The organism is Thalassotalea insulae (assembly GCF_030161395.1).
Lineage (GTDB): Bacteria > Pseudomonadota > Gammaproteobacteria > Enterobacterales > Alteromonadaceae > Thalassotalea_E > Thalassotalea_E insulae.
In genome coordinates this window covers 199,589-212,896 of record NZ_BSST01000001.1, presented here as the reverse complement: position 1 = coordinate 212,896, position 13,308 = coordinate 199,589, and the positions used below count along the sequence as shown (strand labels likewise).

Here is a 13,308-nt window from a genome sequence, read left to right as displayed (position 1 = left end):
TTGCAGCAACTTGTTTTATACCTTGAGAATAAATGTGCTAAGGTGGCTGTGGTGATGAAAAGTTTTAGCAAATAATAACAAGAGAAATTATGGAAGCCATAGCTATATTACAACCAGTATTTGTCGTTGCCTTATTAACGGTAGTGATCACTTTTCGTATGTATATTACCCGGGTTTCTACGATGAAAAAGTTACGTATTCATCCGCAAAAAGCACAAGATACCTCACACTTAAAAGCATTATTGCCGGATGAAGTGAATCGAGTTGCTAATAACTATAATCACTTGTTTGAACAGCCGACGTTATTCTATGTCGTTTGTTTAGCGATTGCTTTGCTTGGGCATGTTGATAGTTTCTTTGTTATTTGCGCCTGGTTATATGCAGGTTTACGCATTGCCCATTCCATCGTACAAGTGACCGTTGATTTTGTCTTGGCACGCTTTAGCTTATTTGTTTTATCCTGGCTGGTATTAGCGGCAATGATCATTAAAGAATCACTGGCGGTATTTACACTTATTTAGGGAATAAATATGTCTGAAAATAAAGGGAATGAAAAATATCCTAAAGAAAATGCAACTAACTATCTAGCTGTTGGTATCGCGGTCGGTGTTGCGTTAGGGATAGTCTTTGGTTCGAATATACAAAAGAAAGAAAAATAACTATTTGTTCATAGTATTTTGCTCTGTATTTCGTCGTTTTTAGCTAGAAGTTAATTACTCAGAATGGGTTAATAAGCTAGAGATATTAACAGTAATAATAACAGTATTGCTGAAACTCCTTGCCAGAAAATTACCGGATTTCGTTGCAATATAGGTTGTTTATTATAGTGTTCTATCGCACTAAGATTTGGCTTGTTAAGTTCCTGATTAAATTCTGAAAATGCCTGATAACGTTGGGCAGGATCAGGGGCAGTACATTGCTGTAATGTGAGATCAAGCCAGTAAGGTAGCTTAGGTCGAAATTGCTTAATACTGCGATACTGCCAGTCACTATAGCTAGTTTGTGTTACTTGCGCTCGTTGCATCGGTTTAAAGGGAAGCTCTCCACACAACATTTGATAGCAGATCACACCAAGTGAAAATAGATCACTGACGTGGTCTGACTGCATAGTAAGTAAAGTTTCCGGAGCGATATAATTCAGTGAACCTTGTGGTACGGTTTCTTGTAAAGTATTGGTATTTTCAGCTAATGAGGCAATTTTTGCCGTACCGTAATCTATCAGTTTAATGCAACCGAATTTGTCTATCATCACGTTGTCTGGTTTAAGGTCACGGTGCACAATTTCTAAGCGTTGAAAGGTTCTTAACGCTGCAATTAGTTGCTCGATAATGCTTCTGACCTGCGCTATGGTTGGTGTTGGATTGTCATGCATCCAGTCGGTTAATGTCTGCCCCTCGATATATTCACAAAGGTGGTAGAGAAAACGGCTGTTGTTACTGTCGCCGGTTACTTTCATGATGTTGGGGTGATTAATACGTTCGCCGACCCAAGCTTCACGAATAAAGCCTTGCAGATAATGGGGATCATCCTCAAAGTTCAACGACGGTACTTTTAATACCAACTTAGTGAAATCTTCAGGATTTTCAACCAGGTATAAATGGGAACGAATACTGGCGTGGATCACCTGGCAAACTTTATAGCCGTCCAGTTTCATTCCTACTTTTAGTGCCGGAGGTATGGTTTTGGCGAGGATATCACGCTCTACTTCAACCATTGCCCGCTGCGGGGTGTTTTCGACATAGACCAATAAGCAGCTGACATTATCGTGGCTACCATTCGCTATAGCTTGTGCAGTAATTTGCTGGCTGAGCTGTTCTAAATCTGCTGTGCTTGGCTTTGCGGTGAGCTGACTGGATAGGCGTTTTAATTCTTTCGCGCTGACAAAATCATGGACACCATCACAGGTCAGTAACAGTAAATCTTTGGCCTGTAAATCGATTTGGTGAAAGTCAACTTGTAAGCGAACATCTGCGCCAAGCGCGCGGGTTAGTACTAAATGTTGATTAGCTTGTTTACGGTTATGATCTTGGGTCAGTATTTCATATTCTTGCTGACGAAGTCGACTAATACGGGAATCACCAACATGGAAAATATAACCTGTGGTAGATTTTAACACTATGGCAGAGAAGGTGGTTAGCCACTGTTGGTTACTTGTTTGGTAGTGACTAGCAATACCACTGGCCTGGGCATAAAGCCATTGATTTAAGCTGTTGAGTACTTTGGTCGCTGATTTTTCCGTGGACCAGGTATCAGGGGTACTATAAAACTCCTGACTAAATTGCGTGACTGCCAGTTGTGCTGCCTGTGCGGCATTGCTGGCACTGCTAACGCCATCAGCAATTGCGGCAATCGCGCCTTTGGTGTTTAAGGCGCTACCTTGTGGATAGTTAACGGCAAAAGCATCTTGATTTTCTGCCTTTTTCCCTTGGCATGAATAACCACCAAAGCACAGCTGTAATTTTGCTGCTGTGCTTTGCTTATCAGTTAAGTGTGCTGACTGGTTGCTTTGTTTAGCTGACATTAATTAGCTCAATTGAACCATCTTCACGTACTTCTGTTATCGTGCCTTGTGGTTCTTCCATTAATAATAAGGTTATAAAGCCAACCACTGCGGTTAAGGCGATAACCAAAAAGAATGTCTGATATTCAACCATAGATAATACTGTCAGGTAAACTACGGCTCCAACATTGCCATACGCACCTGTCATACCGGCGATTTGACCAGTTAACCGACGTTTGATCAAAGGTACTGCCGCAAACACTGCGCCTTCTCCGGCCTGCACGAAGAATGAACACGCCATTACTGTTATTACCGCTAATACCAGTGGCCAGTTGCTGTTAATGGTCGACATGGCAAAATAACCGATAGCTAAGCCTGCGGTTAAGATCAGTAAGGTTTTTTTACGACCGAACTTATCACTTAACCAGCCACCGCCTGGGCGTGACATTAGATTCATAAAGGCGTAAAGCGAAGCAAGTAAACCAGCATAAACCATATCTAGACTAAACACATCAGCAAAAAATAGCGGTAACATAGAGACAACGGCTAATTCAGAGCCAAAGGTGGCAAAATACAAGATATTAAGTACGGCAACCTGTTTAAATTTATATTGGTGAATTTTATCTACCGGCTTGTGGAAAATATCACGATTGACCTTGTAGGTTTGTTTAAATTCAATCAAAAATAAGATAACTAATGATAGATAGGCAAGCATCGCCATAGATTCAGACAATAAGTTTACGCCGCTCGGTGATAACTTCCAGGTTAATAATGCTAATGCACCATACATTGGCAGTTTCATCACCAATAGTAACCAAAAATCACTGACGCTAGTCACCTCCATTGCACCGGTTTGCTTAGGTTTGAAATAAGTGGAGCCTTTTGGGGTATCAGAGACGTTAAAATACCAGACAAAACTAAATATTAAGCTAAGAATTCCTGTCAGGCCGATGGCATAGCGCCAGCCGTCTTCACCACCGAATATTAACGCTATTGCAGGTAATGACATCGCACCGGCTGCAGAGCCAAAGTTGCCCCAGCCACCATAAATTCCTTCTGCGGTACCGAGTTCATTAGCAGGAAACCATTCACTGACCATACGAATACCGATGACAAAGCCTGCACCGATAAAGCCTAGTAGAAAGCGAGCCAAGGCTGCCTGTTCAAAATTGTCTGCTAAGGCAAACATAAAGCAAGGCAGACTACAGAAAAATAGCACTAAGGCAAATGTTAGCCTTGGACCATATTTATCCGTTAGCATACCTATCAACACCCGGGCTGGTATGGTGAGCGCAACATTAAGGATCAGTAGGGTTTTTATTTCACTGCTCGTTAACCCTAAGCTATTACCAATCACTGCAAGTAAAGGGGCGTGATTAAACCAGACAACAAAGGTAATAAAAAACGCCATCCAACTTAAGTGTAGGATTTTTATCTTTCCGCTAAATGACCAAAGCTTAAATCCAGCTGGTTCACTCATAATTTTCTCCCAAAAATGAATTAAACAAATTGACTAATGGAAGAATTGCAAAGGAAGTGCCAGTAAGATAAAAAATAAATTTCATTTAATTAACAATGAGATAGGAGTGAGCCGTTTTATCTAACAAGAAGGGAGACGCACCTAAGGGGCACGAATGCACATTTAAAGTGCAAGTTGGAAGTTGAGTTTGTTTCGATAATTTGCTCTATATTGGCGCATTTGTGCGATTCTGGCTCAATTAAGTCCTTGTTATAGGAAACGTAACTTAACTAACTTTATGTTTTATATGTAAAAAGTTGTTTGGCATGGATATTGGTTGATTATTGTTATCTATGGTTTTTATATAAAGGTATGGCTTATTGTGAGGAAGATTAAATCGTCGACGATGAAAGTACAAAATATCATACTTAATGTACTGTTAGTGCAAAATGGACAAGATAAGTCGACTCGTTACATAAAAGCATTTACTGGTAGTTGTTATCAATTAGCAGAAGTGACTCAAGCTGATGAGTTTAATCTTACCATGGTGCAACAGCTTTCCCCTGATATCATTATTGTCGATGTTGCATCACCAACGAGCATGATCTTAAGTGAGTTATCGATATTAGCGCTTAACATGCCAAAGCCTGTCGTGATGTTTGCTGATGATCAGAATGATTCCATTATTAATGCCTTAGTCAAAGCGGGGGTTAGTGCGTTTATTGCTGGGGAGTTTAATCCTAACCGTCTGTTTTCTATTTTAAATGTAGCAGCTGCTAGGTTTACTGAGTATCAAAAATTAAAAAGAGAGTTGCAAACAACAAAAGAGAAATTGAACCATCAAAAAACAGTCGAACAGGCCAAGCTTTGGTTAATGGAAAATAAAAATTATTCAGAAAATGAGGCATATCACTGCCTACGAAAAATAGCGATGGATAATAGCCAGAAGGTTGAAGATGTCGCTAAAAATATCCTGGCACTTGCCAATATTGATAGAGGTGTTGTTGCAATATGAATGAGGTAACCAACGTACTACCAGAAATAAAAATAGGAATTATGCCACTCACTGACACAGCGCCCCTCATCGTTGCTCAGGAAAATGGCTATTTTGCGAAACATGGTCTATCGGTCTCGTTAAAGATGCAAAGCTCGTGGGCGTCATTAAGAGAAAACTTGCATAAAGGGCAGATTGATTGCGCACAAATGTTAGCACCTATGCCATTTGAAAGTCAGCTAGCGCTATCTAATCAGGCACAACCGGTGATCACGCCTTTTATCCTGAGCAAAAATGGTAATGCAGTTACTATTTCTTCATCTTTATATCGAGAAATAACCAAAAAACTTGGTTATCCACCTTTATTGCCTATGTGCGCATCAGTATTAAAATCATTGATCAAAAGTTATAAACGACAAGGACGTAAATTAACATTTGCTGTCGTCTATCAGCATAGTTGCCATTACTATCAATTAAAGTCCTGGTTGATTGCTGGTCAGGTGAACCCTAAAGATATAGAAATAGTGATAATTTCACCTTGTAATATTACAGCTGCACTAGCTGCTGGAGACATTGATGGCTTTTGCTCTGGTGAACCGTGGAATACGATAGCCGCAAGAGAAGGCAGTGGTTATACCGTCGTTGCAGCGCCTGATATATGGTCAAATGTTCCGGAAAAAGTATTGGGTTTATTGTCAACGTATTATGAAGCACATAAAGCGGAAGTCTTTAAGTTGATATTAGCGCTAATCGAAGCCTGTCAATGGCTCGAAGGAACAGCGAATAGATTTGAAGCGGCATTAATGCTTTCCAAAAGCTGTTATTTAAATACTGCATTAGAAAACATTGCTCCATCATTAATTGGCAGTGGCATTATTCATCGCGATATGATGCCAAGGGAACTCGCTAAATATCATCAGTTTTATCATTTGCATCAAGAACTCGGTAATAGTCCTGATATTGGTTATGGTGCGCGCATACTTAACTATATGGTTGAAATGAATCATATATCTTCCATACAGGCTAAACGCTGTAATATTGCAAAGATCTATCGTGCTGATATTTATCAGTCAGCCATGGCAATGTTATTTGAGCAACGACTCGCTAGATGTACCTAGTCATTAGTTGAATTGTTTTACTGCACTAGAACAGGGAAAACTTGCACTGTGATGTGTCATTTACCATTGAGTTTCTGCTGTTATTTTATGGTGCAACCACATAAGTTGTTGATATTTAATGATAATGATAACTTGGCATGATTGATGTTATATAATTCATTGTTAAACGTGTTGTTTGCATTGTTGCAAGGATAACGATTTAGCGACTAAAAAATTTGACGTAAAACTAATGGTACTACAACGGCGTAGTCATTTATTAGTTTGGCATAGTGGCCCATAACAGCTGAAACTTTTTCAGTGATGTTATGGGCTTTTTTATTTGGAGAAAATGTATGTTTAACTCACCGTTAAAAAGAATAAATAGGCACATATGTCACACTTTGATTGCCGGCTGTTGTGCTTTTTTTGCTCACTCAGCAACGGCCGATGAACTTGGTTACCCTGAAAAGGAAGAATTGCGATTTGGCTTTATCAAACTAACGGATATGGCACCGATTGCCATTGCCTATGAAAAAGGATATTTCGAAGACGAAGGGCTATATGTCACGATTGAAGCACAGGCAAACTGGAAAGTATTACTCGATGGTGTCATCGACGGCCGATTAGATGGTGCCCATATGCTTGCTGGGCAACCGATAGCTGCAACTATTGGTTATGGCACTAAAGGAGAGATCATTACTCCGTTCTCAATGGATTTAAATGGTAACGGTATTACCGTATCAAACGATATTTGGCAGCAAATGAAAGTCAATATCCCTAAAATGCCTGATGGTCGTCCAGTTCATCCTATTAAAGCAGATGCGCTAAAACCTGTGGTTGAAAAATATAAGCAACAGGGTAAACCATTTAACATGGGGATGGTTTTCCCTGTATCGACACACAATTATGAGTTACGTTATTGGTTAGCTGCCGGTGGGATCAATCCTGGGTTTTATGCCCCAGAAAAAGGTGATACCTCTGGTCAACTTGATGCCGATGTTTTGCTTTCCGTAACTCCGCCACCGCAAATGCCAGCAACAATGGAAGCGGGTACTATTTATGGTTATTGTGTTGGTGAACCATGGAATCAACAAGCCGTATTTAAAAATATTGGTGTGCCTGTCGTCACGGATTATGAAATTTGGAAAGACAATCCTGAAAAAGTATTCGGTATTACTAAAGCGTTCGCTGATAAATATCCAAACACAGCTATTCGTCTAACTCGCGCATTGATCCGTGCGGCTAAATGGTTGGATGAAAATAACAACGCAAACCGTCCTGAAGCGGTGAAAATTCTTGCTCAATCAAACTATGTTGGTGCTGACGCCAAGGTAATTGCCAATAGTATGACAGGAACCTTTGAATATGAAAAAGGTGATAAAAGAGCGGTGCCGGATTTTAACGTATTTTTCAGATATAACGCGACTTTTCCTTATTACTCTGATGCGATTTGGTATTTAACCCAAATGCGCCGTTGGGGACAAATTAGTTCGGATAAGCCAGACGCCTGGTATTTTGATGTCGCTAAGAAAGTTTATCGTCCTGATATCTACATTAAAGCCGCTAACTCTCTGATTGCAGATAAGTTGATCGCTGCTGAAGAGTTTCCAGATTTTACTCAGCAAGACGGTTTTAGACAGCCACAAACACACTTTATTGACAACATTGTCTATGACGGTCGTCATCCTAATGACTATATCAATAAATTTGCGATTGGTTTAAAAGCCGGAGACAAAATTTAACGCTTTATACCAAGTGAATTAAATATTTGCTCATTCAGCGAGAATTAAAAGGCTTAGAGGCAAGGCATTGATTGCAGCTAATGGTATTCCCTTATCAAAATCAATAACGCAGCATATCAGCCTTTTTAACTCGCCCTTCGGGAGCTTGTCAGGAAAGTGATAACTTTACAAATTGCTTTGATGGAGAATAACTACACCTGCATTAATTTGCTTTGTTCCCACGATCCTGACACAGCTCTGAATAGGTTAAATATTTATTTCAATTGGCATTAATTGGCGTCAATACAGTTTTAGCAACAGGTATTGACGCTGCTTTTAGCAATAGGAAGGATTATGACAGTATCTATTAAATCATTTGGTAACGACGGCAAATACTATCGCTTGCTATTGGCGGTGCAAGCATCACTTGCTAGTAAATTGAAGCGTTTATTACTGCCTGCTTTGGGCTTGTCGATGTTTATCCTTATATGGGCAATAGTTGCCAATAGTATTACAACATCTCTTGGGAAGTTTCCTGGCCCAGTTGCCGTGACAGAACAATTTTCAAGTTTGTATCATGAATACCAACAAGAAAAAGTAAAAGAACAGGCGTTCTACCTTCGCCAGGAAAAACGTAATGCTGCACGTTTGGCTAAAGATGAGAATTATCAAGTTAAGGTTCGCCAATATACAGGTAAAGAAACATTTTTAGATCAAATCATCACCAGCTTAGTAACCGTATTAAGTGGTTTTATACTCGCGGCGATCATTGCAATACCATTAGGTATAGCAATTGGTTTAAGCCGTTCACTTAATGATGTTATTAACCCGCTTATTCAGTTATTTAAACCCGTTTCGCCTTTAGCCTGGTTACCATTAGTAACTATGGTGGTCAGTGCGCTTTATGTCTCTGATGACCCTTTATTAGCGAAATCATTTGTTAACTCAATGATCACAGTAACTTTATGTAGTATTTGGCCTATGGTGATTAACACTTCCGCTGGTGTATCTGCTATTGAGCAAGATTGGTTGAACGTTAGTCGAGTCTTGCGCTTAAGTAAGCTTTCTCATATACAAAAAATAGTTTTGCCTTCTTCTGTTCCCGCCATTTTTACCGGTATGCGCTTATCGCTAGGTGTTGCATGGATGGTACTGATTGCAGCAGAAATGTTGGCGCAAAACCCTGGCCTTGGCAAATTCGTTTGGGATGAATTTCAAAATGGTAGCTCGCAATCACTTAGCCGCATTATGACCGCAGTTTTTGTCATAGGTTTTATTGGTTTTCTGCTCGATCGCATCATGTTAGGCCTACAACGATTCTGGTCGTGGGATAACGCTCGTGAAATTAGTTAATTAAGGAGAACTAAATGAGCGCAATTTTAAATATTAGTCAGATTGATATGGTTTTTCCCACACCCAAGGGAGACTTTACCGCATTAAAAAATGTTGATCTTAAAATCAATCGTGGCGAATTTATTTCACTTATCGGTCACTCAGGTTGTGGTAAATCAACAGTATTAAATGTTGTCGCTGGTTTGTATCAAGCAACCAAAGGTGGCGTGCTATTAAATAATAAAGAAGTCATAGAGCCAGGCCCCGAGCGAGCTGTAGTTTTTCAAAATCATTCATTACTCCCTTGGTTAACTGCGTATCAAAATATTGAGTTGGCAGTAAAACAAGTCTTTCAACAAAAAATGTCTGCTCTAGAGATGAAGCAGTGGATTGAGCACAACTTGCACTTGGTTCATATGGAGCATGCAATGCATAAACGACCTGATGAAATTTCAGGTGGCATGAAACAGCGAATTGGTATTGCTCGGGCACTCGCGATGCAGCCAGAAATTCTATTAATGGATGAGCCTTTTGGCGCTTTAGATGCACTAACGCGTGCTCATATGCAAGATTCATTGATGGAGATTCAACAGCAGTTGAATAACACAGTGATCATGATCACACATGATGTTGATGAAGCGGTATTACTTTCTGATCGAATTGTCATGATGACTAATGGCCCGGAAGCAACAATAGGGGAGATCCTTACGGTTGATCTAGCTCGGCCAAGAAACCGAGTTCAGCTTGCTAATGACCAACAATACAACGATTTAAGAGCTCGGGTTTTAAGCTTTCTATATGAAAAACAAAGAAAAGTCGCGCCATTAATTGGGAAAATCTCCCAAAGTAAAAACAGTAACGAAACGTCAAATATCGCATAACATAAACATAGGAAAATACTCTCGTGAAATTAAATAAATTCAATGTCATCACTTCGCTAATATTAACTCATTTTATTTCGTCGGCTTATGCGACAGATGATAAAGCAAAAGCTAATGTAAATTTTGATCTGCGTTATGAAGCGGTTTCGCAAGATAATACAAAAAAGGATGCGGATGCATTGACCTTAAGAACTAAGCTACAGTTTACCAGTGCGAGCGTTAATCACTTTAACGCAGTAGTAGAATTTGAAGATTCCCGCGTTGTTGCTGGGGTTGATGATTATAATAATACTTTAGGTAAAAACACCGATTATTCGGTCATTGCTGACCCTGAAACCACCGAGCTTGATCAAGGCTTTATTCAATACCAGGACCAAGGCATTAACGTGAAAGTAGGGCGTCAGGTACTGATCTTTGATAATCATCGCTTTGTTGGTCATGTTGGCTGGCGACACGATAAGCAAACGTTTGATGCCTTTAGTATAAATTATCAACTGTCGAAAAGTTTACAGTTAAATTATGCGTTTATAGATAAACGAAATCGAATTTTCTCCGATCAAAAAGATTTAGCTGCCAAAGATCATTTAATCAATGTTTCTTATAACAGCGAAGTAGGAAAAATTACCGCTTATAGTTATTTATTAGCAGTTGATGAGGGCATTGATAATGGCCTGGATACTTATGGTGTTCGGTTAGCGGGTAAAAAAGGTAAGTTCCCTTATGTTTTTGAATTTGCTAAGCAAAGCGCCGAGACAGCAGCCAATGATTTCGACGCCAACTACTTTAAAGCTGAGTTAGGATATGCCTTTGATAAATTAACCGTTAAATTGGGGGGGGAATCTTTAGGTAGTGATGGTGGTGATTATGGCTTTACTACTCCTTTAGCAACGTTGCACAAGTTTAATGGTTGGTCGGATCAATTTCTAGCTACGCCGAAGCAAGGCTTGCAAGATGTTTATGCTTCAATAAATGGTAAAGCATATGGAGGCGGCTGGAAATTAGTATGGCATGACTTTTCTGCAAAACAGCGATTATCAGGTGATGATGATTTAGGCACAGAAATCAATGCACAATACAGTAAAGCAATTACTAAGCAATATACCGTCGGAATTAAGTACGCGAGCTATTCTGCTGGCGATAGCGTATTTGCAAAAGTTGATACCGATAAATTGTGGTTGTGGTTAAACGCTAAGTTTTAACAGCTTGTAAAAGGTAGCTTGATGGCGGTAGTGATACCGCCGTTTTGCCTTATAACGTACCGAAAATTTTATCGCCGGCATCACCCAAGCCAGGTAAAATATAGCCTTGGTCATTAAGCTTTTCATCGATGGCGGCAACAAAAATATCAACATCTGGATGCGACTCGGTAAGTGCCTCGATACCCTCTGGAGCAGCGACTAAAAACAGCGCGCAGATATCGGTACACCCTGATGCTTTTAGCATATTAATACAGGCAATGGCTGAGCCACCGGTTGCTAACATAGGATCAATAATAATCGCTTTGCGTTCGCTGACATCACTGATGATGTTTTGATAGTAACTTTCAATAGCAATATCTACTTTGCCATTCGCATCAAGTTTAACTGAGTCGTCATTACGTTTTAAGCCGACCACACTGACTTTAGCACAAGGCAAAACTGCCAATGTGCCATCTAACATCCCCAAACCTGCCCGCAGAATAGGTACCAATGTTGGCTGTTTTTCTGCAAGCATAGGGGTGCTAATAGTGCCCGACCAACAGGTCAGTGGTTTTGCTTCAACCTTGAGAGAAGCAGTGGCTTCTATCGCTAATAAGGTTGCAAGTTCTTTAGTAAGTTCACGAAATGATTTCACTGAAATTTGCGCATCACGCAATAAGCTCACTTTATGCTGAACTAAGGGGTGAGTGCTGGCATAAACTGACATCTTATCTACCTTTAATTTTCATTATTGTTACTTTAGCGTATTTTTACTGCCAAACAAGTGCTTTAAAATGCGAACGACATAACGACTCGTAGCGTTCATTACCGCCCACTTCTATTTGCTCACCGCCGGTGACAACGTCGCCATTTTGATCGCGTCTGACGACAAAGTTGGCTTTTTTGCCGCAGTGACAGATGGTTTTTAACTCGACTAATTTATCTGCCCAGGCAAGTAGTGCGGCGCTGCCGCTAAACGTTTGTCCGAGAAAATCGGTGCGGATGCCGTAGGCCAGTACCGGAATTTTCAATAGATCGACAATATCGGTTAATTGCTTTACTTGCTCAGTTGATAAAAACTGTGCCTCATCGATCAACACACAATCAACTTTTTTCAGGTGATTAATCGTGCTGATTTGATCAAAGATATTGCTATCTTGGTCGAAGAGTTCTGCCTCGGCGTTGATGCCAAGGCGGGAAGCAACCTTACCTTTAGCAAATCTGTCGTCGATTGATGCGGTGAAAAGCACGGTATGCAAACCGCGCTCGCGATAGTTGTATGAGGACTGTAGCAGATGTGTTGACTTACCCGCATTCATGGTCGAGTAATAAAAGTATAATTGTGCCATTTCGTTTAACTAATTACTTAATATGCTGTGGTATCAGTGTTTGGTTTGCTATCGTTTATGGTGGCTAGTAGGTTAGTTAATAGTCCGCTGGCACCGAAACGAAAATGGGTTGGATTAAGCCAGGACGCCCCTAAGGTATCCATAGTTAATGCTAAATATTGTGCGGCATCATCAACATTACGTACCCCACCAGCGGCTTTAAAACCGACGTTAGGGTTGCTATTTTTTATTACCTCTAACATTACTTTTGCCGCCTCAATCGTGGCGTTAACCGGCACTTTACCTGTGGAGGTTTTGATAAAGTCGGCACCAGCAGCAATGGATATTTCGCTGGCTTTACGAATGAGATCGTTTGATTGTAATTCGCCGGATTCAATGATCACTTTTAATAATACTTGGTTGCCACAAGCACGTTTACATGCAGATATTAAATCTGCGCCAATTTGCTCATCCCCTGACATCATTGCCTTATAGGGAAACACCACATCCACTTCATCAGCGCCTAAAGCGACCGCTTCTGCGGTTTCTTTTACGGCTTGATTAATGTCAGTACCACCATGAGGGAAGTTGGTAACGGTTGCTATTTTGATACCTTGACTACCTTGAGCCGCTAATTGTTTTTTCGCAACAGTAATGTATTTAGGGTAGATACAAATGGCAGCTGTGTCGCCAGCCGTTGATTTTGCCTGCTGGCATAAGTTGATAATGTCTTGATCAGTTTCTTCGCCGGTTAAGCTGGTTAAGTCCATTAACGATAAGGCTAATTTGGCAATATCTTTTATTTCACTCATCATTTG

Annotated in this window: 13 protein-coding genes; 8 read left to right on the top strand and 5 right to left on the bottom strand. The window is 40.3% G+C overall.

All coding sequences use genetic code 11. The features are described 5' to 3' along the window. Positions 1–89 precede the first annotated feature (89 nt). The gene (locus tag QQK06_RS01015; RefSeq protein ID WP_284242656.1) at positions 90–521 is read left to right on the top strand and encodes an MAPEG family protein; all 432 of its coding nucleotides are present in this window, start codon (positions 90–92) and stop codon (positions 519–521) included. A gap of 9 nt (positions 522–530) precedes the next feature. Next, positions 531–659 carry a hypothetical protein gene (locus QQK06_RS01010; protein ID WP_284242655.1) on the top strand — a complete coding sequence of 43 codons (129 nt, stop codon included), beginning with the start codon at positions 531–533 and terminating at the stop codon, positions 657–659. Between the two features lie 68 nt (positions 660–727). Here QQK06_RS01010 and QQK06_RS01005 read toward each other — a convergent pair whose 3' ends face one another. Together QQK06_RS01005 and QQK06_RS01000 are read right to left on the bottom strand one after the other, a co-directional pair. Further along, positions 728–2,521 carry a bifunctional protein-serine/threonine kinase/phosphatase gene (locus QQK06_RS01005; RefSeq protein WP_284242654.1) on the bottom strand — a complete coding sequence of 598 codons (1,794 nt, stop codon included), beginning with the start codon at positions 2,519–2,521 and terminating at the stop codon, positions 728–730. Next, entirely contained in the window at positions 2,511–3,980 is a 1,470-nt protein-coding gene (locus tag QQK06_RS01000; protein ID WP_284242653.1) for a NarK family nitrate/nitrite MFS transporter, read from the bottom strand. The genes QQK06_RS01005 and QQK06_RS01000 overlap by 11 nt, the downstream gene beginning before the upstream one ends. Before the next feature lie 361 nt (positions 3,981–4,341). Here QQK06_RS01000 and QQK06_RS00995 point away from each other — a divergent pair, with 361 nt between their 5' ends. The 6 genes from QQK06_RS00995 (at position 4,342) to QQK06_RS00970 (ending at position 11,183) form a co-directional block, all read left to right on the top strand. Beyond that, on the top strand, positions 4,342–4,974 hold the full coding sequence (locus QQK06_RS00995) for an ANTAR domain-containing response regulator (RefSeq protein WP_284242652.1): 633 nt from the start codon (positions 4,342–4,344) through the stop codon (positions 4,972–4,974). Beyond that, complete coding sequence (locus tag QQK06_RS00990) at positions 4,971–6,071, top strand: CmpA/NrtA family ABC transporter substrate-binding protein (RefSeq protein WP_284242651.1); 1,101 nt, start codon at positions 4,971–4,973, stop codon at positions 6,069–6,071. The genes QQK06_RS00995 and QQK06_RS00990 overlap by 4 nt, the downstream gene beginning before the upstream one ends. A 332-nt stretch (positions 6,072–6,403) precedes the next feature. Continuing rightward, the gene (locus QQK06_RS00985) at positions 6,404–7,792 is read left to right on the top strand and encodes a CmpA/NrtA family ABC transporter substrate-binding protein (RefSeq protein ID WP_284242650.1); all 1,389 of its coding nucleotides are present in this window, start codon (positions 6,404–6,406) and stop codon (positions 7,790–7,792) included. Positions 7,793–8,125: 333 nt separating this feature from the next. Continuing rightward, a complete protein-coding gene (locus QQK06_RS00980) occupies positions 8,126–9,124 on the top strand; it encodes an ABC transporter permease (protein WP_284242649.1) in 999 nt (332 codons plus the stop codon). Positions 9,125–9,138: 14 nt separating this feature from the next. Continuing rightward, positions 9,139–9,984, top strand: a complete 846-nt coding sequence (locus tag QQK06_RS00975; protein WP_284242648.1) for an ABC transporter ATP-binding protein — start codon at positions 9,139–9,141, stop codon at positions 9,982–9,984. A gap of 23 nt (positions 9,985–10,007) precedes the next feature. Beyond that, positions 10,008–11,183, top strand: a complete 1,176-nt coding sequence (locus QQK06_RS00970) for an alginate export family protein (protein WP_284242647.1) — start codon at positions 10,008–10,010, stop codon at positions 11,181–11,183. Between the two features lie 49 nt (positions 11,184–11,232). Here QQK06_RS00970 and upp read toward each other — a convergent pair whose 3' ends face one another. The 3 genes from upp to deoC are packed head-to-tail and all read right to left on the bottom strand — an operon-like array spanning position 11,233 to position 13,302. Beyond that, positions 11,233–11,889, bottom strand: coding sequence for a uracil phosphoribosyltransferase (gene upp, locus QQK06_RS00965; RefSeq protein WP_284242646.1), 657 nt, complete (start codon positions 11,887–11,889; stop codon positions 11,233–11,235). 43 nt (positions 11,890–11,932) lie between these two features. Continuing rightward, complete coding sequence (locus tag QQK06_RS00960) at positions 11,933–12,511, bottom strand: thymidine kinase (protein ID WP_284242645.1); 579 nt, start codon at positions 12,509–12,511, stop codon at positions 11,933–11,935. Positions 12,512–12,528: 17 nt separating this feature from the next. Beyond that, positions 12,529–13,302 (bottom strand): deoxyribose-phosphate aldolase, encoded by a 774-nt coding sequence (gene deoC / locus QQK06_RS00955; RefSeq protein ID WP_284246551.1) that lies wholly within the window; start codon positions 13,300–13,302, stop codon positions 12,529–12,531. Between the last annotated feature and the right edge of the window lie 6 nt (positions 13,303–13,308).

What these genes read in the sequence shown, in the direction of transcription:
- QQK06_RS01015 (WP_284242656.1), top strand. Translation starts at nt 90, where the DNA reads ATGGAAGCCATAGCTATATTACAACCAGTATTTGTCGTTGCCTTATTA.
- QQK06_RS01010 (WP_284242655.1), top strand. Translation starts at nt 531, where the DNA reads ATGTCTGAAAATAAAGGGAATGAAAAATATCCTAAAGAAAATGCAACT.
- QQK06_RS01005 (WP_284242654.1), bottom strand. Translation starts at nt 2,521, where the DNA reads ATGTCAGCTAAACAAAGCAACCAGTCAGCACACTTAACTGATAAGCAA.
- QQK06_RS01000 (WP_284242653.1), bottom strand. Translation starts at nt 3,980, where the DNA reads ATGAGTGAACCAGCTGGATTTAAGCTTTGGTCATTTAGCGGAAAGATA.
- QQK06_RS00990 (WP_284242651.1), top strand. Translation starts at nt 4,971, where the DNA reads ATGAATGAGGTAACCAACGTACTACCAGAAATAAAAATAGGAATTATG.
- QQK06_RS00985 (WP_284242650.1), top strand. Translation starts at nt 6,404, where the DNA reads ATGTTTAACTCACCGTTAAAAAGAATAAATAGGCACATATGTCACACT.
- QQK06_RS00980 (WP_284242649.1), top strand. Translation starts at nt 8,126, where the DNA reads ATGACAGTATCTATTAAATCATTTGGTAACGACGGCAAATACTATCGC.
- QQK06_RS00975 (WP_284242648.1), top strand. Translation starts at nt 9,139, where the DNA reads ATGAGCGCAATTTTAAATATTAGTCAGATTGATATGGTTTTTCCCACA.
- upp (WP_284242646.1), bottom strand. Translation starts at nt 11,889, where the DNA reads ATGTCAGTTTATGCCAGCACTCACCCCTTAGTTCAGCATAAAGTGAGC.
- QQK06_RS00960 (WP_284242645.1), bottom strand. Translation starts at nt 12,511, where the DNA reads ATGGCACAATTATACTTTTATTACTCGACCATGAATGCGGGTAAGTCA.
- deoC (WP_284246551.1), bottom strand. Translation starts at nt 13,302, where the DNA reads ATGAGTGAAATAAAAGATATTGCCAAATTAGCCTTATCGTTAATGGAC.